This window comes from Pseudomonas putida, assembly GCF_050990305.1.
Lineage (GTDB): Bacteria > Pseudomonadota > Gammaproteobacteria > Pseudomonadales > Pseudomonadaceae > Aquipseudomonas > Aquipseudomonas putida_AH.
The window spans coordinates 4,971,593-4,989,805 of the sequence record NZ_CP158817.1; the positions used below are offsets into that span (position 1 = coordinate 4,971,593).

Annotated in this window: 17 protein-coding genes; 8 read left to right on the forward strand and 9 right to left on the reverse strand. The window is 59.6% G+C overall.

The genetic code is table 11. The features are described from left to right. Positions 1 to 8: 8 nt before the first annotated feature. From flgK to ABTV22_RS22475, 7 genes are all read right to left on the reverse strand, one after another. On the reverse strand, positions 9 to 2,018 hold the full coding sequence (gene flgK, locus ABTV22_RS22445) for a flagellar hook-associated protein FlgK (protein ID WP_433736645.1): 2,010 nt from the start codon (positions 2,016 to 2,018) through the stop codon (positions 9 to 11). 10 nt (positions 2,019 to 2,028) lie between these two features. After that, complete coding sequence (flgJ, locus tag ABTV22_RS22450) at positions 2,029 to 3,324, reverse strand: flagellar assembly peptidoglycan hydrolase FlgJ (protein ID WP_433736646.1); 1,296 nt, start codon at positions 3,322 to 3,324, stop codon at positions 2,029 to 2,031. 11 nt (positions 3,325 to 3,335) lie between these two features. Further along, the gene (locus tag ABTV22_RS22455; RefSeq protein WP_433736647.1) at positions 3,336 to 4,445 is read right to left on the reverse strand and encodes a flagellar basal body P-ring protein FlgI; all 1,110 of its coding nucleotides are present in this window, start codon (positions 4,443 to 4,445) and stop codon (positions 3,336 to 3,338) included. Between the two features lie 18 nt (positions 4,446 to 4,463). After that, the gene (gene flgH, locus ABTV22_RS22460; protein ID WP_433736648.1) at positions 4,464 to 5,159 is read right to left on the reverse strand and encodes a flagellar basal body L-ring protein FlgH; all 696 of its coding nucleotides are present in this window, start codon (positions 5,157 to 5,159) and stop codon (positions 4,464 to 4,466) included. 53 nt (positions 5,160 to 5,212) lie between these two features. Continuing rightward, positions 5,213 to 5,998 (reverse strand): flagellar basal-body rod protein FlgG, encoded by a 786-nt coding sequence (gene flgG / locus ABTV22_RS22465; protein ID WP_433736649.1) that lies wholly within the window; start codon positions 5,996 to 5,998, stop codon positions 5,213 to 5,215. Between the two features lie 45 nt (positions 5,999 to 6,043). After that, a complete protein-coding gene (locus ABTV22_RS22470) occupies positions 6,044 to 6,784 on the reverse strand; it encodes a flagellar basal body rod protein FlgF (RefSeq protein WP_077045755.1) in 741 nt (246 codons plus the stop codon). 325 nt (positions 6,785 to 7,109) lie between these two features. Then, positions 7,110 to 8,669 (reverse strand): sigma-54-dependent transcriptional regulator, encoded by a 1,560-nt coding sequence (locus tag ABTV22_RS22475; protein ID WP_433736650.1) that lies wholly within the window; start codon positions 8,667 to 8,669, stop codon positions 7,110 to 7,112. 389 nt (positions 8,670 to 9,058) lie between these two features. Here ABTV22_RS22475 and phhA point away from each other — a divergent pair, with 389 nt between their 5' ends. The 6 genes from phhA to ABTV22_RS22505 all read left to right on the forward strand — a co-directional run bounded on the left by phhA (position 9,059) and on the right by ABTV22_RS22505 (position 13,456). Further along, positions 9,059 to 9,850: a phenylalanine 4-monooxygenase gene (gene phhA / locus ABTV22_RS22480; protein ID WP_433736651.1), complete on the forward strand. Its 792-nt coding sequence runs from the start codon at positions 9,059 to 9,061 to the stop codon at positions 9,848 to 9,850. A 104-nt stretch (positions 9,851 to 9,954) separates the two neighbouring features. After that, the gene (locus ABTV22_RS22485) at positions 9,955 to 10,311 is read left to right on the forward strand and encodes a 4a-hydroxytetrahydrobiopterin dehydratase (protein WP_110964415.1); all 357 of its coding nucleotides are present in this window, start codon (positions 9,955 to 9,957) and stop codon (positions 10,309 to 10,311) included. After that, positions 10,311 to 11,504: an amino acid aminotransferase gene (locus ABTV22_RS22490; RefSeq protein WP_433736652.1), complete on the forward strand. Its 1,194-nt coding sequence runs from the start codon at positions 10,311 to 10,313 to the stop codon at positions 11,502 to 11,504. The genes ABTV22_RS22485 and ABTV22_RS22490 overlap by 1 nt, the downstream gene beginning before the upstream one ends. A 270-nt stretch (positions 11,505 to 11,774) precedes the next feature. Continuing rightward, positions 11,775 to 11,906: a hypothetical protein gene (locus ABTV22_RS22495; protein WP_433736653.1), complete on the forward strand. Its 132-nt coding sequence runs from the start codon at positions 11,775 to 11,777 to the stop codon at positions 11,904 to 11,906. A gap of 73 nt (positions 11,907 to 11,979) precedes the next feature. Then, entirely contained in the window at positions 11,980 to 12,162 is a 183-nt protein-coding gene (locus ABTV22_RS22500) for a hypothetical protein (RefSeq protein ID WP_433736654.1), read from the forward strand. 103 nt (positions 12,163 to 12,265) lie between these two features. Beyond that, on the forward strand, positions 12,266 to 13,456 hold the full coding sequence (locus ABTV22_RS22505) for an MFS transporter (RefSeq protein WP_433736655.1): 1,191 nt from the start codon (positions 12,266 to 12,268) through the stop codon (positions 13,454 to 13,456). On the opposite strand, the gene arfB is transcribed toward ABTV22_RS22505, so the two are convergent. Further along, on the reverse strand, positions 13,453 to 13,866 hold the full coding sequence (gene arfB, locus ABTV22_RS22510) for an alternative ribosome rescue aminoacyl-tRNA hydrolase ArfB (protein WP_433736656.1): 414 nt from the start codon (positions 13,864 to 13,866) through the stop codon (positions 13,453 to 13,455). The genes ABTV22_RS22505 and arfB overlap by 4 nt on opposite strands. Before the next feature lie 85 nt (positions 13,867 to 13,951). Further along, positions 13,952 to 15,298, reverse strand: coding sequence for a DEAD/DEAH box helicase (locus tag ABTV22_RS22515; RefSeq protein ID WP_433736657.1), 1,347 nt, complete (start codon positions 15,296 to 15,298; stop codon positions 13,952 to 13,954). Between the two features lie 192 nt (positions 15,299 to 15,490). On the opposite strand from ABTV22_RS22515, the gene ABTV22_RS22520 reads away from it, so the two are divergent. Both ABTV22_RS22520 and ABTV22_RS22525 read left to right on the forward strand, forming a co-directional pair. Next, on the forward strand, positions 15,491 to 16,789 hold the full coding sequence (locus ABTV22_RS22520; RefSeq protein ID WP_433736658.1) for a mechanosensitive ion channel family protein: 1,299 nt from the start codon (positions 15,491 to 15,493) through the stop codon (positions 16,787 to 16,789). 141 nt (positions 16,790 to 16,930) lie between these two features. Then, the gene (locus tag ABTV22_RS22525) at positions 16,931 to 18,184 is read left to right on the forward strand and encodes an OprD family porin (protein WP_433741481.1); all 1,254 of its coding nucleotides are present in this window, start codon (positions 16,931 to 16,933) and stop codon (positions 18,182 to 18,184) included. Positions 18,185 to 18,213: the final 29 nt, after the last annotated feature.

Genomic DNA, 18,213 nt, shown 5'->3' on the forward strand with positions numbered 1-18,213 from the left:
ACGGCTCCTTAAAGGGCATTGATCAGGGTGCTGAAAATTTCCTGCGCAGTCTTGATGATCTGCGAAGAGGCCGTGTAGTACTGCTGGTACTTAGTCAGGTTGCCCGCCTCTTCATCGAGGTCGACACCCGACAGCGAGTCACGGGCGTTTCGTGCTCCGGTCATGATGGTGTCGGTCGCCGTGGCATCCAACTGGCCTTGCTTGGTCAGGGAGCCGACGGTTGTCACCAGCCCGCCATAGGCATCGGTAAAACTCACGCCCGGACTGGTGGCCGTGGCGCCAACCGTGGCCTTGGATTGCAAACCGAGCAGCGCCTGGGCGTTGCGGTTGTCGGTGCTGCCAGCCGATGTCATGGAAATATTGAAGCTGTCGCCCGACGCTGGACTGCCACTGACAGTCATTGCAACGCTGAAGCTTTTGGCGTTGCCACCGGCATCGGTGTAAGGCACGGCAATGTTCAGGTCGTTGTTCTGGCCAGGCACGATGCTGCCGGTGCCGATGCTGGTGCCCTTGGAATCGAAAACTTCATAGGCGTTGGCGCTGGTCATCACCATGCGAATCGGCATCGATGCCTTGACCGCCGTCTGCAATTCCAGACGCTGGGCCGGATCGTAGATATCTAGCGCCGTGCTGAGGTTCGGCTGACTGACCGCACCGGTGCCGTCGTTACCTGAGGCGATAGTCGAGGTCAGTGGCGCAGCGGTCGCCAGGGTCTTGGTATCGGTCATGACCGTGGCCATGTCCGCGGCGGAACTGCGGGTCGGGGTAATCTTGAAGGTGTCGCCCGCATTTACCGGACCAGCGTTCAGGCTCAAGCTGAAGCCGTCGATGACCGGAGCCGGTGACGCGCCCAAAGTGAAAGAGCCCATGTCGGTGTTATCTGACAGGCGCTTCACGCTATAACCGGTGGCGCTAGTGAACGTCACTTGGTAATCGCTGGCTGCCAGCTTGCTCGTGTCATTGATGGTGACGTTCAGGTTGCCGGAAGCGGGATTGTTGCCGGCGTTGGCGATACTGCGCTGACTGATGGCCGCCGCACTGTTGATGTTGTTGAACAGCGCCGCGCCGAAGTTGCCGTTCTGGTCCAGGCCCTGGCCCAACTGCTTGTTGACCTGATCGGCCACCACCATGGCGATGCGCCCCAGGCCATTGACCGCAGGCGTCAGCACCTCGTTGCGATAACGTAGCAGACCACCCATCTCGCCACCGCTCGTCATGCTGGTGATGTCGATCGACGAACCGCTGCGATCCATGATGATCGAGGAACGGGTCGGGTCGGATGGATCGGGGGCCACGCGCAACTTATTGACGACATCGCCGACTACCAGAGGCTGGCCGCTGCCCAGATAGATATCCAGACGGCCGTCAGTTTCCGTGACTTGGGTACCAACCAGCTCATTGAGCTGGCGAATGGCTTCATTGCGCTGGTCCAGCAATTCGTTGGGCGTGCCACCCGAACCACTGACTTCGGAAATTTTCTTGTTGTACGCAGCAACAGTCGACGCCAGCTTGTTGACCTGATCGGCCATCGAACCCAACTGATCGTTGATGTAGGTGTTTTGCTGGGTCAACTGCTGGGAGATGGCATTGAAGCGGCTGCTCAAGCCCTGGGCATTGGTCAGCAGCGCCTGACGCGCGGCATTGTCGTTGGAGTTGCCGGCCAGGGTTTGCAGGGACGAGAAAAATGCCTGCAGCGACTTGGTGACACCGGTGCCGCTGTCGGACAACAGCTTGTCCACCTGAGTGGCCTGACCCAGATAAGCCTGCGCATCGCTATTGAGCGAAGTGGTGGTCTGCAACTGCGCATCGAGGTAGCTGTTGTACACCCGACGCACATCGGCCAGCGTCGTGCCGGTGCCGATGAACACATTGCCGTACTGAATAGAGTTTTTGCTGCTCTGCACAGTTTGCTGACGCGAGTATCCCGCGGTATCGACGTTGGAAATGTTATTACCGGTCGTCACCAACGACGCATGACTGGCGGACAATCCCGACATTCCGATGTTTAGCAAACTCATGGTTCAGTCCTTAAATATTCGTGGTAGAGCCCGCCGCGGCGTAGTTTTGGTAACTCGTCATCTGCCGGGCTATCTGCGAAATCTTGCTGGCGTAGTGCGGATCGGTTGCGTAACCGGCCTTCTGCAACTCACGTACAAACTGTTCTGGGTTATCGGCCGACTTCACGACATCTTGATAGCGATCGTTGGATTGCAGCAGCGTCACCAGATCGTGGAAGCTGTCCTTGTAAGAGGCATAGGAACGGAACTCGGCCGTCTCCTTGACCATCTCGCCATTTCTGAATTCGCTGGTGATCGCCCGCGCCGAATCGCCCTTCCAAGTGCTGCCTGCCTTGATGCCGAACAGGTTGTGACTGCTGCTGCCATCCTGGGCGCGCATGACCGATTTGCCCCATCCGGTTTCCAGGGCCGCCTGGGCCACCAGATACCGTGGGTCGACACCGATGCGGTCAGCGGCTTCCTTGGCCATCGGCAGCATGGTGTTGATGAATTCGTCGGCGGAACTGAACGCCTTCTTCGCCGGTGCCAGGGGAATCTGCGCGATGGCACGGCCATGAATTTGCAGCCCTGCGTTGCCAGAGGACTGTGCATTGGCCAGCCAGTCGCCATTGAACAGCGGGCCTGAACCGGTAGAGGCCGATGTGGCGCGCTCTGGCAATTGAGTTTTGTTGGCGGCCAAGGCAGCGGTCGCGTTAGTCGTCGTGGCGGACGGCACCAGGCCTGCCAGCAGGCGATCGGCCAGTTTTGGCGGCAACGCCAGCCGACGCTGATTGATCAGTGCCATGTCATTGCGATGCTCGCCCTCGCCTGTCGGCGCCTTGACCGAGCGCGAGGCCCACAATGGACGCTCGCCATTGACCCGCGACAGCGGCCCGTTGGTAGCCACGGTACCGGCAGCCACCGGTGTTTGCGCGGCAGCTTTCGCGGCTTCCTGTTTGGCGGCGGACAAAGTTGCGGCCTCGCCCGGCGCCAAAGGCTTGTTCTTCGACATCTGGCGCATCAGCACGTCCGCCAGCCCGATACCACCGCCTTCGCGGGACATGGAAACGGCCAACTGCTGGTCGTACATTTCCTGATACTGCTTGGCCTCGGGCGTATTCATCGGGTTGTCCTTGCCCAGCGCTTCGGTGGCCGAGCGCATGGACTTGAGCATCTCGCCAAGGAACAGCGACTCGAACTCCTGCGCCACCTTGCGCATGTTCGCGTCACTGTTCTTGTCGCCGACCTTGAGCTGGTTCAGTCGGTTCAGGTCGGAAAACGATCCCGAATCGCTGCTGCTGACCCGCCCGCTCTTGTACATGTCCATGGTTGCCGTCCTCAGATCACGATCAGGTCGGCTTGCAAGGCACCGGCCTGTTTCAGTGCTTCGAGGATGGCCATCAAGTCACCCGGCGCCGCGCCGACCTGGTTCACCGCACGCACGATCTCGTCGAGGGTGGTGCCTGGGCCGAACTTGAACATCGGCTTGGCTTCCTGCTGGGCGTTGACCCGCGAGCGCGGCACCACGGCCGTTTGGCCGTTAGACAGTGGACCTGGCTGGCTGACGATCGGGTCTTCGGTGATGGTCACGGTCAGGCTGCCGTGGGTGACGGCGGCCGGGGAAACCTTGACGTTCTGACCGATCACGATAGTGCCGGTACGGGAGTTGATGATGACTTTCGCCACCGCCTGGCCCGGATCGATTTCGAGGTTTTCCAGGATCGACAGGTAGTCGACACGCTGGCTCGGATCCAGTGGCGCCGTCACGCGAACCGAACCGCCGTCGATGGCCTGGGCCACGCCAGGGCCGAGCATGTCGTTGATCTTGTCGACGATGCGCTTGGCGGTGGTGAAGTCGGAACGGTTGAGGTTCAGGGTCAGGCTGTTGCCCTGGTTGAAACCACTGGGCACCGACCGCTCGACCGACGCACCGCCAGGGATGCGACCCGCCGACGGAACGTTGACCGTGATCTTCGAACCGTCGCGGCCTTCGGCATCGAAACCGCCGACCACCAGGTTACCCTGAGCCACCGCATAGACGTTGCCGTCGATACCCTTGAGCGGCGTCAGCAACAGCGTACCGCCGCGCAGGCTCTTGGAGTTACCGATGGACGAAACGGTGACGTCGACCTGCTGACCTGGTTTGGCGAACGCCGGCAGATCGGCACTGATCGACACCGCCGCGACGTTCTTCAATTGCACGTTGCCCGATCCCGGCGGCACCTTGATGCCGAACTGCGAGAGCATGTTGTTGAAGGTCTGCAGTGTGAATGGCGTCTGGGTCGTCTGGTCGCCGGTGCCGTTAAGCCCGACCACCAGGCCGTAACCGATCAACTGGTTGGAACGCACACCAGAAATGCTGGCGATGTCCTTCAGCCGCTCGGCGTGTGCATTGAAGGCCGTCGACAACAGAACGGCGGCCATCATGATGCTTTTCAGATTCAACATGCTCAACTTGAAAGCCACCTAGAAAGGGAACAGCGGGCTGAGGAAGAAACGGTCGAACCAGCCTGGCTGACTCGCATCGGCAAACGAACCGGTGCCCGAATAGGTGATACGCGCATCGGCAACCCGGGTCGACGACACGGTGTTGTCGGTCGCGATGTCATCGGCCCGAACCAGGCCGGCGATGCGTACCAGTTCATCACCGGTGTTGAGCGTCATCCATTTCTCACCGCGCACCGCGATGATGCCGTTGGGCAATACGTCAGCGACGGTCACAGTGATCGAGCCGGTCAGGGTGTTGCCCTGGGCGGCCTTGCTGTCGCCCTTGGTTGCGCGGCTGCCTTCATAGCTTGCTTCCAGGCTCAGGTCGCCACTGCCAAACGGGTTGTTGGTGTTGGGCGTGGAGCCGAACAGCGAGGTCAGGCCGATGCCGGTCTTGCTGTTCTTGTCGATTTGCGAGTTGGCGTTTTTGCTGGCCTGGGTCTTCTCATTCAGGGTAATGGTGATGATGTCACCGACCCGGAACGCCTTGCGGTCGCTGTAGAGGTTCTGTTCGAACCCAGCCTGATAGATCGAGCCGTTGTTCGCCGCAGCCGGCAGCGGCGTGCGCGGCAACACCGGGGCGTAGTAAGGGTCATTGGGCTTGGGCGTCGCGGGCACACAGCCTGCGAGCGCGGTGATCCCACTCAGTGCCAGAACAGAGACGATGCGTTTCATGACCCTTACCTCACGGTGTAGCAGGCGGCTACAAGGCCGCCACATAGACTGGATTACAGATTCTGCGTTACGAACGAGAGCATCTGGTCGGCGGTGGAGATCACCTTGGAGTTCATCTCGTAGGCGCGTTGGGTGGTGATCATGTTGACCATCTCCTCAACGGTGCTGACGTTGGACGTTTCCAGGGTGTTCTGCAGCGTGGTACCGAAACCGGCCAGGCCCGGGGTGCCGACTTGCGGCGCGCCACTGGCGGCGGTTTCCAGGAACAGGTTGTTGCCCACCGCCTGCAGGCCGGCCGGGTTGATGAAGTCGGCGGTTTGCAAGTTACCGATCACCTGGGAAGCCGGGTTGCCGGCCACGGTGACGGACACGGTGCCGTCCTTGCCCACGGTGAAGGTCTGGGCATCGTTTGGAATGACGATGGCCGGCTCCAGGGCGAAGCCGCTGGCGTTGACGATCTGGCCATTGGAGTCCAGGTGGAACGTGCCGTCACGGGTGTAAGCCGTGGTGCCGTCCGGTTGCAGGATCTGGAAGAAACCGCGGCCGTCGATGGCCATGTCCAGCGGCTGCTCGGTGGTTTGCAGGCTGCCGGCGTTGAAGTTTTTCTGGGTGCCGACGATGCGCACACCGGTACCCAATTGCAGACCCGACGGCAGTTCGCTGTCCTGGGTCGACTGGGCGCCTGGCTGACGCTTGATCTGGTAGAGCAGGTCCTGGAACTCGGCGCGGTCACGTTTGAAACCCGTGGTCGACACGTTGGCCAGGTTGTTGGAAATGGTGGTCAGGTTGGTGTCCTGGGCGGACAGACCGGTTTTGGCAACCCATAGAGCCGGAAGCATTCGATTCTCCTCGTGCGCCTGTTTTACGGCGCGACGTTCTGATAATTAGCTGATCTGCAAGACCCGAGCCATGGCCTGGTCGTCTTCTTTGGCGGTGTTCATCATCTTGATGTGCAGTTCGAACTGCTTGGACAGAGCCAGAACCGAGGTCATCTCATCCACGGCATTGACGTTGCTCGACTCGAGAAATCCGGACACCAGTTTGACGTTGGCATCGGCTTGCGCCGGTTGACCGTCCTTGGTGTGAATCGAGCCGTCGAGACCCTTGGTCATGTTCTTGATATCCGGATTGACCAGCTTGATGCGGTCGACTTCCGCCATCACGCGAGGACCTTCGCCCATCGCACGAATGCTGATGGTGCCGTCCTCGCCCACTTCGATCTGTTGCTCGGGCGGCACGGCGATCGGACCGCCATTGCCGATCACCGGCATGCCATTGCCGGCGCGCAGCACGCCGAGGGCATCGACCACCAGACTGCCGGTGCGCACATAGCTTTCACCGCCGTCGGGGTTCTGCACCGCCAACCAGCCGTTGCCTTGCACGGCGACATCGAGGTCGCGACCGGTTTCCACCAGTGAGCCCGGAGAGAAATCGGTGGCCGGACGCTCCGACATCGCAAAGGCACGCGCCGGAAAGCTGTCACCGAACACCGGCATCGAACGCGCCTGCTCCAGGTCTTTCTGGAAACCGTTGGTAGAGATGTTCGCCAGGTTGTTGGCATGAGCCTTTTGCGCCAGTGCATTCTGGCTGGCGCCGGTCATTGCCACATAAAGGTACTTGTCCACGCTCTTTCCTCTGCCTGCCGGACGTTTGCCGCCCACTGCTGTACTGCTGAGCCATAAGCAATTTGCAGACCAACTTGTTTTGGGCGGCGCCAGGGCCGGTAAACAAAGGGCTTGAGGGAATTGGAGGGGATTAGAGGGAATGTACCAGAGACGAAAAACCGGCGGTGTCATGCCGCTTCGCGGCAATAGCTCAAAAGATCGCAGCCCCTGTAGGAGCGAGGCTTGCCCGCGAAGAACAATAATGTGGTCTTACTGAAACTCCGCGTTGCTCGATTCGCGGGCAAGTCGGGTCGCCGCATCGCTCGCTCCTACGGGGCCACGATTTTCAGTTGTTGTCCTTGCCCACCTCATACTCACGCAACTTGTTGGCAATGGTGGTATGGGAAACCCCCAACCGCTTGCCCAATTGTCGGCTGCTCGGATGCTCGGAATACAAGCTTTCCAGCACTGCCTTTTCGAACCGACCGACAATCTCCTCCAGACTGCCCTCCAGGGAAAAATCACCCAGGGGCTGGCGCACGCCGTAGTCCGGCAATCGAATGTGTTCAGCCTTGACGGTCCCGCCGTCGCACAGGGAAACCGCCTGGAACAAAACGTTTTCCAGCTGCCGGACGTTGCCCGGCCAATGGTAATGACTGAGCCGGTCCATGGCCGCCGGTGCCAGCTTGGGCAACGGACAACCGATCTGCCGGCTGGCCTGATCGAGGAAGTGCTCCACCAGCGGCGGTAAACCGTCGAGGCATTCGCGCAGCGGCGGAATGTGCAGCGACAACACATTCAAGCGGTGGTACAGGTCCTGGCGAAACTCGCCGCGTGCGCACAACTCGGACAGGTCGACCTGGGTCGCGCAGATCACCCGCACATCGAGGTAAACCTCTTCATCGCTGCCGACACGCCGGAAGCAACCGTCCTGCAAGAAGCGCAGCAATTTCACCTGTAAACGCGGACTCATCTCTCCCACGCCGTCAAGAAACAGCGTGCCGCCCGCCGTCAGCTCCAGCAGCCCGAGCTTGCCTTCGGCCCGCGCCCCTTCAAAGGCGCCGGGGCCATAGCCGAACAATTCGGTCTCGGCCATGGATTCCGGCAGTCCGGCGCAGTTGAGCGCCATCAACGGCGATTGCCCCCGTGGACTGGCCAGATGGCAGGCGCGCGCCAACAACTCTTTCCCGGTCCCGGTTTCGCCTTCTATTAATAGCGGCGCATCCAGCGGTGCCATGCGCCGGGCTTCTCGCACCACCGCCGCCATCACTTTCGAGCTTTGAAAGATGCTGTCGAAGCCGCGCAACTCCTGCTTGCGCACGTTATAGATACGCTCCCCCACCCGGTCGGCGCGGTGCAGCGTCAGTACGGCACCGGCCATGGCTTCGCTGTCGTCATGTTCCGATTGCAGCGGGGCGATGTCGGCCAGAAATACGTCCCCCTTGACCTTGACCCGCAGTCCGTTGATTCGAGATTTGTTGGCACGCACCAATTCCGGTAGATCGAAATCCTCGGCATAGCGCGACAGTGGAATGCCCGGCACTTCATCGACACGCACGCCAAGCAACTGCGCCGCGGCACGGTTGGCCGCCACGATGGAGCCGCCCATGTCGATCGACAGCACTGGAAACTCCAGGGCGCCCAGCAAGGCATTGAGCTCCATGTGCCGACGCTCGCTGGGCATCAGGCCTACGCGCTTGACGCCAAAGACCCCGGCGATCGCCTCGAATTTCGGCCGCAGTGCCTGGAACTGAAGGTTGATCAGATTGGGGCAGTGCAGGTAGATCGCATTGCCGTGTTCACCGCCCACCTCGCCGCGGGCAACGTTGATGCCGTACTCCACCAGCAGATTGAGAATGTCACGCAGGATGCCGATGCGGTTCTGGCAGTGGACTTTGATGCGCATGAAAAAGGCCCGAAAAAACAGTGAGTGAGGTACGCAACCTGTGGGAGCAGCCTGCTCGCGAAGGCGGCGTGTCAGGCGACGAACATGTTGACCGTTACACCGCTTTCGCGAACAGGCTCGCTCCCACAGGTTTTGTCAGTGCCTCAGGCGTATTTTCTGCCGAGGCGCTTAGATAGTCGTCAAGATTATGTGACAGGCGCGAGACTTTTCAAACCCGGAAACCTCAACATCTGCGCAACGAAGGCCAATACGTAACGAATACTTTACGAAATTCAGCGAATTTTCCTACCCAACGCGGGAGCCACCTGCTGCAACAGCGCAATCCTTGAGGTATTCCTAAGTCCATAGCCGTACATAACAAGAACGAATCCCCCTCGCAGGAGAGCAGTATGAAGCAGACGCAATACGTGGCTCGTGAGCCCGATGCGCAAGGTTTTATCGACTACCCCGCAGAAGAACATGCAGTGTGGAACACGCTGATCACTCGCCAACTGAAAGTGATCGAAGGGCGTGCGTGCCAGGAATACCTGGACGGTATCGAAAAACTCGGTCTGCCCCACGACCGCATTCCACAACTGGGCGAGATCAACAAAGTCCTCGGTGAAACCACCGGCTGGCAAGTCGCCCGTGTTCCCGCACTGATTCCCTTCCAGACCTTTTTTGAATTGCTCGCCAGCAAGCAGTTTCCAGTGGCGACTTTCATTCGTACCCGCGAAGAACTGGACTATCTGCAAGAGCCGGACATCTTCCATGAGATCTTTGGCCACTGCCCGCTGCTGACCAACCCCTGGTTCGCCGAATTCACCCACACCTACGGCAAACTCGGCCTCAAGGCTTCCAAGGAAGAACGCGTGTACCTGGCGCGCTTGTACTGGATGACCATCGAGTTCGGTCTGCTCGAAACACCGCAAGGCCATCGCATCTACGGTGGCGGCATCCTGTCCTCACCGAAAGAAACCGAATACTGCCTGTCGGACGTGCCTGAGCATCAGGCATTCAATCCGCTGGAGTGCATGCGCACGCCGTACCGCATCGACATTCTGCAGCCCCTGTATTTCGTTCTGCCGAACCTCAAGCGCCTGTTCGACCTGGCTCACGAAGACATCATGGGCATGGTCAAGCAAGCCATGCAGATGGGCTTGCACGCACCGAAGTTTCCGCCAAAACCCAAAGCGGCGTGACCCGCCGTTTTTACGATCAAGTGAGTCTGTCAGAACGCCGCGCTTTGCTTTAGCGTGGTAACCCTGACAGCTGATTTCCATTTATTCGAATTCAGGAACCCATCATGTCCACATTGAACCAAGCCCACTGCGAAGCCTGCCGCGCCGATGCCCCGCAAGTCAGCGACGAAGAACTGCCGGTGCTGATCAAGCAGATCCCGGACTGGAACATCGAAGTACGCGACAGCATCATGCAGTTGGAAAAAGTCTTCCTGTTCAAAAACTTCAAGCACGCCCTGGCGTTCACCAACGCTGTTGGCGAGATCTCCGAGGCCGAAGGTCACCACCCTGGCCTGCTGACCGAGTGGGGCAAAGTCACCGTGACCTGGTGGAGCCACTCGATCAAGGGCCTGCACCGCAACGACTTCATCATGGCCGCACGCACTGACGACGTGGCCAAGACTGCAGAAGGACGCAAGTAATGCATTTCGACGCCATTGGCCGGGTGCCCGGCGATCCGATCCTCGGCCTGATGGAGGCCTATGCGCAGGATCCGAACCCGCGCAAGTTCGACCTTGGCGTCGGTGTCTACAAGGATGCCCAAGGCCTGACACCGATTCTTGAGTCGGTGAAGCTGGCCGAGGCGCGGCTGGTGGATGGCCAAAGCACCAAGACCTACATTGGCGGCCATGGCGAACCAGCGTTCGGCAAGGTCATCAATGAGCTGGTGCTCGGCGCCGACTCCACACTGATCCGCGATAAACGTGCCGGCGCCACCCAGACCCCGGGCGGCACCGGTGCATTGCGCTTGAGCGCGGACTTCATCGCCCAGTGCCTGCCGGGCCGTGGCGTATGGTTGAGCAATCCGACCTGGCCGATCCACGAAACCATTTTCGCCACGGCCGGGGTCAAGGTCAGCCATTACCCGTACGTGGGCAGCAACAACCGTCTCGACGTCGAGGCGATGCTCGCGGCGCTCGAACAAGCGCCCAAGGGCGACGTGGTGCTGCTGCACGCCTGCTGCCACAACCCGACCGGGTTCGATCTGTCCCATGACGACTGGCGTCGGGTGCTGGATGTGGTGCGTCGCCGTGAACTGCTGCCGCTGATCGACTTCGCCTACCAAGGCTTTGGCGATGGGCTGGAGCAAGACGCCTGGTCGACCCGGTTGTTCGCTGCCGAGCTGCCGGAAGTGCTGATTACCAGTTCCTGCTCGAAGAACTTCGGCCTGTACCGCGACCGCACCGGTGCGCTGATTGTCTGCGCGAAAACCGCCGAGAAGCTGGTGGATATTCGCAGCCAATTGGCCAACATCGCCCGCAACCTGTGGTCGACACCGCCGGACCATGGTGCCGCCGTGGTAGCGACCATTCTCGGCGACCCGCAGCTCAAACAGCTGTGGACTGACGAAGTGGAGGCCATGCGCTTGCGCATTGCCCAGCTGCGCAGCGGTCTGCTGGAAGCACTTGAACCCCATGGTTTACGCGAACGCTTTGCGCACATTGGCGTGCAGCGCGGAATGTTTTCCTACACCGGACTGACGCCGGAGCAGGTCAAGCAACTGCGCGATCATCACAGTGTGTACATGGTCGGCACAGGCCGGGCGAACGTGGCGGGGATTGATGCGACGCGCCTGGATCTGCTGGCCGAGGCGATTGCCAAGGTCTGCCAGTAACGTTCCAAAACACCGCAAGACCCCTTGTAGGAGCGAGCCTGCTCGCGATGGTGTGTCAGTCGAAACATCTTTGCCTGATACACCATCGCGAGCAGGCTCGCTCCTACAGTTGTTTCTGCTCGGCTATTACTTACCTGTCTAGACAATCCCGCCCGTCGAAACAAATGGATATAAAAGTCTGTTTGTCATTTCCAGTGCTGTATCCTTCCCAGGCTTTTTGAAAGCGCGGATCTACCAGATCTATCAACAGACTTAGCGAGGAGCGCAACCATGCACGAGATTCCTAATCTCCCCTTCCCAAGCCTGCACGTACCTGAGCAGACGACCACGCAACAAGCCGGTGCCCAACAGCCCCAGCCGAAAGAAGCCACTGATAGCCGCAAGGCTGACAGCGAAGACTGAAACACCCGCCGTACAGACCGTGTGGAAAGCGCTAACATGCGCTTTCCACACTGCCTGAATCTTGAAGCCTGCCATGACCGACGAATTCAACGAAGAACAAGCCAGCGTTCTGATCGGCACCGCCGAGAAGATGATCGAGATCTGGAATCGTCTTTCCCCCGAGAAACAAGCCGCCTTGCTGGCACGTTTCGGCAGTGAAGAAAATGCATTGGCTGCATTGGTCACCACACAACTGGTGGCGCCTGCCAAGCCCTGACGACCCCGCCCGGCAAATAGTTTTACTTTTTCACCACCCACGAACGCTCGCGCCGTTATCATAAGCAGCCTATCTAATCCTGCTTTCCCGTGGACCTCTCCCCATGTCTGAAAACCAGCGCCCCCTGGCGGTCACGCTGCAAGTTGTTTCCATCGTCCTGTTTACCTTTATTGGCTATCTGAACATCGGCATTCCCCTGGCGGTATTGCCCGGTTACGTCCATAGCGAACTGGGCTTCGGCGCGGTGATCGCGGGGCTGGTGATCAGTGTGCAATACCTCGCCACCCTGCTCAGCCGCCCCTACGCCGGGAAAATCATCGACAACAAGGGCAGTAAACTGGCGGTGATGTACGGCTTGGCCGGCTGTGGCCTGAGTGGCGTGTTCATGCTGGTTTCGGCCTGGACCCAAAGCCTGCCGACGTTGAGCCTGATCAGCCTGTTTATCGGCCGACTGGTCCTGGGCAGCGCGGAAAGCCTGGTGGGCTCCGGCTCCATTGGCTGGGGCATTGGCCGGGTTGGTGCGGCGAATACCGCCAAGGTCATTTCCTGGAACGGCATCGCCAGTTACGGCGCACTGGCGGTCGGCGCACCACTGGGCGTGTGGCTGGTCAATCTGCTGGGGTTGTGGAGCATGGGCGTGAGCATCGTGTTGCTGGCTCTGCTCGGTCTGCTGCTGGCCTGGCCAAAAACCGCCGCCCCCATCGTTGTCGGCGAACGTTTGCCGTTCATGCACGTGCTCGGGCGAGTCCTGCCACACGGCTGCGGGCTGGCACTGGGCTCCATCGGCTTCGGTACCATCGCCACGTTCATCACCTTGTATTACGCCACTCAACACTGGGATAACGCGGTGTTGTGCTTGAGCCTGTTCGGCGCCAGTTTCATCGGTGCCCGGCTGTTGTTCGGCAATCTGATCAACCGCCTGGGCGGTTTTCGCGTGGCGATTGCCTGCCTGTCGGTGGAAACCCTGGGCCTGTTGCTGTTGTGGTTGGCACCGGACGCCCATTGGGCATTGGCGGGCGCTGCGCTGAGCGGTTTCGGCTTCTCCCTGGTGTTTCCTGCGCTGGGAGTCGAAGCCGTCAATCTGGTGCCCGCCTCCAGTCGCGGCGCGGCGGTCGGCGCTTATTCACTGTTCATCGATTTGTCGCTGGGGATCACCGGGCCACTGGCCGGCGCGGTGGCGGCGGGATTTGGTTTTGCTTCGATCTTCCTGTTCGCCGCGTTGGCGGCTCTCAGTAGCTTGATACTGTGCATTTACCTGTACCGGCAAGCACCGAAGCACAGGGAAGCCCGCTAGAAATCAACCTTGCCGCGCCCGGCCTTGATATTGCCGCGCTTGCTCTTGGCTTCAAGACGCCGGGTCTTCGAGCCGAGGGTCGGCTTGGTCGGGCGACGCTTCTTTTCGACCTTGGTGGCACTGAGGATCAACTCGACCAAACGCTCCAGCGCATCAGCACGGTTTTGCTCCTGGGTCCGGTATTGCTGGGCCTTGATGATCAACACGCCGTCGCTGGTGATGCGACTGTCGCGCAGCGCCAGCAGTCGCTCCTTGTAGAACTCGGGCAAGGACGAAGCCGGGATGTCGAAGCGCAAATGCACGGCGCTGGAGACCTTGTTGACGTTCTGTCCACCGGCGCCCTGGGCACGAATGGCGGTCAACTCGATCTCGGCATCCGGCAACTGCACGTTGTTGGAAATCACCAGCATGAAAATCACTACCTCAGGTCTATACGACATCTAAACAAAAATGCCCGTATCTTGCGATACGGGCATTTTTATTCAGCTCCAGCGCTTACTCAGCCGCCGGCGCCTCTGGCTTGCGACGCTTGAGCGGGGCCATGCCGTCCTTGCTGACCAGCGACGGGGCGTCGGCCTTTGGACGGTTGGCGCTCTTGCGCTTGGTCGGGGTCTTGGCGGCGACTTTTTTCTTGTCACCCTTGGCGTCGGTCTTTTTCTTCTTCACACCGGCAGCCTTGCCCGAAGCCTTGACCTTTTTCGGCCCGCCGTAGGTGCCTTTGACTTCCTTGATGGTGCGGCGCTCGAAGCTCTGCTTGAGGTAGCGTTCGATGCTCGACATCAGATTCCAGTCGCCGTGGCAGATCAGCGAGATGGCCAAGCCATCGTTGCCGGCACGACCGGTACGACCGATACGGTGTACGTATTCGTCGCCACTGCGCGGCATGTCGAAGTTGATCACCAGGTCCAGGCCATCGACGTCCAGACCGCGAGCGGCAACGTCGGTCGCCACCAGAATCTTCACCCCACCCTGCTTCAGACGGTCAATCGCCAGCTTGCGATCTTTCTGGTCTTTGTCGCCGTGCAGCACGAACGCTTTGTATTCCTGTGCCACCAGTCGGCCGTAGATGCGGTCGGCCATGGCCCGGGTGTTGGTGAAGATAATGGCCTTCTGATAGGTCTCGTTGGCCAGCAGCCAATTGACGATCTGTTCTTTGTGCTGGTTGTGGTCAGCGGTGATGATCTGCTGACGAGTGGTCTCGTTCAGTTGGCTGACCGCATTGAGCTGCAAGTGCTCAGGGTTGTTCAACACCTTGGCGACCATTTCGCGCAGGCCCGAACCACCGGTGGTGGCGGAGAACAGCATGGTCTGCTGACGATTCGGGCATTCGTCCACCAGACGCTGCACGTCTTCGGCGAAACCCATGTCGAGCATACGGTCGGCTTCGTCCAGCACCAGTACTTCGACTTCTTTCAGGTCGAGGTTGCCAGCGTTGAGTTGCTCGATCATCCGGCCCGGTGTACCGATCAGGATGTCCGGCACCTTGCGCAGCATGGCGGCCTGGACCTTGAAGTCTTCACCGCCGGTGATCAGGCCGGACTTGATGAAGGTGAACTGCGAGAAACGTTCAACTTCTTTCAAGGTCTGCTGGGCCAACTCCCGGGTCGGCAGCAGGATCAGGGTCTTGATACTGACACGGATCTTGGCGGGGCCGATCAGGCGGTTGAGGATCGGCAGAACAAAAGCAGCGGTCTTGCCGCTACCGGTTTGCGCAGTCACCCGCAGGTCACGCCCCTGGAGCGCCAGCGGAATGGCCGCTGCTTGCACAGGCGTTGGCTCGACAAATTTCAGTTCGGCCACGGCTTTGAGCAGGCGTTCGTGCAGGGCGAATTCGGAAAACACGGGTGCTACCTCGAAGAAATGCAAAAAATCAGCTGCATAGGGTAACGGTTTCGAGCGCGAAGGCCGAGTTTCTTTATGCAATCGAGCGCAAACAGTGGCTTTTTTGTTGCCTGATTTGTCATCGGGCGTAATACAAAGCGTCTTAAATGCTCTAATCGCCCCTCGCGTCTTACAGAAGAATCGTTTCTAACCATGGATATCAAACAGCTCTGGCTCAACGCCCAAGACCTTTGGGGCGTCCTTGAACGGCACCCGCTGCTGCAAGCCGGCCTGGCGCTGGTCCTGCTTTTAGTCATAGCCCTGATGCTCGGACGAGCGGCACGCTATCTGATCCTGCATGCCAGCAAAATGCTCGGTCGCCAGCCTGCCTTGCACTGGGTCAACGACTTTCGACATAACAAAGTATTTCAGCGCCTGGCGCAGATGACACCGTCGCTGGTGATCCAGTTCGGCCTGCACCTGGTGCCGGAGCTGAGTAAAACCGCGTTGACCTTCCTCGGCAACGTGGCAATGGCCTTCACCGTTCTGTTTCTGATGCTGGCGGTCAGCGCGCTGCTCAATGCCTTGCTCGACATTTACGCCCGCACCGAACACGCCCGCACCCGTTCGATCAAAGGCTACGTGCAACTGGCGAAGATGGTCCTGTACATATTCGGCGGGATCATCATCGTCGCGACGCTGATCGACCGATCGCCGCTGCTGTTGCTGTCGGGTCTGGGCGCCATGTCGGCAGTGATTATATTGGTCTACAAGGACACGCTGCTGTCATTCGTTGCCAGTGTGCAGTTGACCAGCAACGACATGTTGCGGGTTGGCGACTGGATCGAGATGCCTCAGGTGGGCGCCGATGGTGATGTGGTGGATATCACCCTGCACACCGTGAAGGTGCAGAATTTTGACAAGACAATCGTGTCGATCCCGACCTGGCGCCTGATGTCCGAGTCGTTCAAGAACTGGCGCGGCATGCAACAGTCCGGTGGACGACGGATCAAACGCAGCCTGTTCATCGACGCCAGCGGCGTTCGATTCGTGCGCGATGATGAAGAACAAAAACTGTCCCAAGTACATCTGCTGACGGACTACATCACTCGCAAACAAGCCGAACTCAAGGCTTGGAACGAAGCCCAGGGCAACGTCGCGGCCATGTCGGCCAACCGTCGACGCATGACCAACATCGGGACATTCCGCGCCTATGCGCTGGCGTATCTGAAGAGCCACCCGGAAATCCAGCCGAACATGACCTGTATGGTTCGGCAGATGCAAACCACGGCCCAAGGCATCCCGCTGGAAATCTACTGCTTCACCCGTACCACGGCGTGGGCCGATTACGAGCGAATCCAGGGGGATATCTTCGATTACTTGCTGGCGGTGCTGCCGGAGTTTGGTTTGAGCCTTTATCAGCAGCCCAGTGGTACGGATCTGCGGGCTGGGCTGTTGCCGGCTGTGCTGGGGGCGAGCCACATTCCGGCCGCTGAAAAACAACTGATGTAAACAGCACAGCCATCCAATCCCGCCTGCGTAAAATGCACCACGCTACCTCGATCCACATCCGCGAGGCATAGCATGCGTACTGCATATCAGGCGACTCGACTCTGGTTGTCTCTGTTGCTGACTGGCACCTGCGGCACAACCATGGCTGCCGAGCCTTTGTCTGAAGGCTTTGTGGAGGGGTCGACCGTCGACCTGCTGGGTCGAAACTTCTTCCTGCAGAGCGACTATCGATCGCCCTCCCCGGCGAACAAGAACTACAAACAGGAATGGGCCCAAGGCTTTATCGCCTCCTTTGCCTCCGGCTTTACTACGGGGACCGTCGGGTTCGGCGTCGACGCCCACAGTTTTCTCGGCCTGAAACTTGATGGCGGTAAAGGGCATTCCGGTACCGGCTTGCTGCCGCAGGATTCAGAAGGTCGCAGTGAGAGCGACTATTCCAGCGCCGGTGGCGCGCTGAAACTGCGCACTTCCCGAACCACGTTGGCCTACGGCGAAATGACCGTGGAAACCCCGGTGTTCGACACCGCCGACAAACGCCTGCAACCGGAATACGCCACGGGTTTTCTGCTCGACAGCCGTGAAATCGACAACCTGCACTGGCAGGCTGGGCGCTTCACCGCTTTCAAGAATCAGGACGCCTCGACCGGCAAAGGTGATTTCTCGGGCTACGGAGTCAGCACCCGGACCGGGGGCATCAGTTTGCTAGGTGCCCAGTTGTTCGAAGATCAACCGATGGGCGGCGGCCTGTACGCGTCCGAGTTGAGCGAAACCTGGCACCAGTACTACGCCAATCTGCACCTCAAGCAATCCGGGCTCTTCCTCGACAGCAATGTTTATCACACACGGGATTACGGCAAGGCTGTGGCCGGCGCGATCGATAACACCGCCTATAGTCTGTCCGGCAAATACACCGTCGGCGCCCAAGGCTTCACCCTGGCCTATCAGAAAATCCATGGCGATACGCCCTTCGACTTTGTCGGCGGCGACTCGATCTACCTCGCCAACTCGATCAAATACGCCGATTTCAACGGCCCCGGCGAACGCTCCTGGCAGGCTCGCTACGACCTCGACCTGGGTGCCTTCGGTATTCCCGGATTGAAATTCATGACCCGCTACGTCACCGGCCGCGGCATTAACGGCACGCACGCGCCGCAAGGTGGCGGGTATAACCCGTTCGATCCGGACATCGGTCAGTTCGTGCCACAACAAGGCGATGGCGGGCGTCATTGGGAGCGGGATATCGACCTGCACTACGTCGTGCAATCTGGCCCGGCCAAGGATTTATCCGTGCAGGTGTCCCAGGTGACGCATAGGGCCAATAGCGCTCAGGCGGGGGATGACATCGACCGGATTTACATCGTGATCGAGTACCCGCTGAAACTGGGGCACTTTTGAAGGATGATGTGACCACAACAACTGTAGGA

What these genes read in the sequence shown, in the direction of transcription:
- ABTV22_RS22520 (WP_433736658.1), top strand. Translation starts at nt 15,491, where the DNA reads ATGGATATCAAACAGCTCTGGCTCAACGCCCAAGACCTTTGGGGCGTC.
- ABTV22_RS22500 (WP_433736654.1), top strand. Translation starts at nt 11,980, where the DNA reads ATGACCGACGAATTCAACGAAGAACAAGCCAGCGTTCTGATCGGCACC.
- ABTV22_RS22525 (WP_433741481.1), top strand. Translation starts at nt 16,931, where the DNA reads ATGGCTGCCGAGCCTTTGTCTGAAGGCTTTGTGGAGGGGTCGACCGTC.
- flgJ (WP_433736646.1), bottom strand. Translation starts at nt 3,324, where the DNA reads ATGGACATGTACAAGAGCGGGCGGGTCAGCAGCAGCGATTCGGGATCG.
- flgK (WP_433736645.1), bottom strand. Translation starts at nt 2,018, where the DNA reads ATGAGTTTGCTAAACATCGGAATGTCGGGATTGTCCGCCAGTCATGCG.
- ABTV22_RS22475 (WP_433736650.1), bottom strand. Translation starts at nt 8,669, where the DNA reads ATGCGCATCAAAGTCCACTGCCAGAACCGCATCGGCATCCTGCGTGAC.
- arfB (WP_433736656.1), bottom strand. Translation starts at nt 13,866, where the DNA reads ATGCTGGTGATTTCCAACAACGTGCAGTTGCCGGATGCCGAGATCGAG.
- ABTV22_RS22485 (WP_110964415.1), top strand. Translation starts at nt 9,955, where the DNA reads ATGTCCACATTGAACCAAGCCCACTGCGAAGCCTGCCGCGCCGATGCC.
- ABTV22_RS22505 (WP_433736655.1), top strand. Translation starts at nt 12,266, where the DNA reads ATGTCTGAAAACCAGCGCCCCCTGGCGGTCACGCTGCAAGTTGTTTCC.
- flgH (WP_433736648.1), bottom strand. Translation starts at nt 5,159, where the DNA reads ATGAAACGCATCGTCTCTGTTCTGGCACTGAGTGGGATCACCGCGCTC.
- flgG (WP_433736649.1), bottom strand. Translation starts at nt 5,998, where the DNA reads ATGCTTCCGGCTCTATGGGTTGCCAAAACCGGTCTGTCCGCCCAGGAC.
- ABTV22_RS22455 (WP_433736647.1), bottom strand. Translation starts at nt 4,445, where the DNA reads ATGTTGAATCTGAAAAGCATCATGATGGCCGCCGTTCTGTTGTCGACG.
- ABTV22_RS22490 (WP_433736652.1), top strand. Translation starts at nt 10,311, where the DNA reads ATGCATTTCGACGCCATTGGCCGGGTGCCCGGCGATCCGATCCTCGGC.
- ABTV22_RS22495 (WP_433736653.1), top strand. Translation starts at nt 11,775, where the DNA reads ATGCACGAGATTCCTAATCTCCCCTTCCCAAGCCTGCACGTACCTGAG.
- phhA (WP_433736651.1), top strand. Translation starts at nt 9,059, where the DNA reads ATGAAGCAGACGCAATACGTGGCTCGTGAGCCCGATGCGCAAGGTTTT.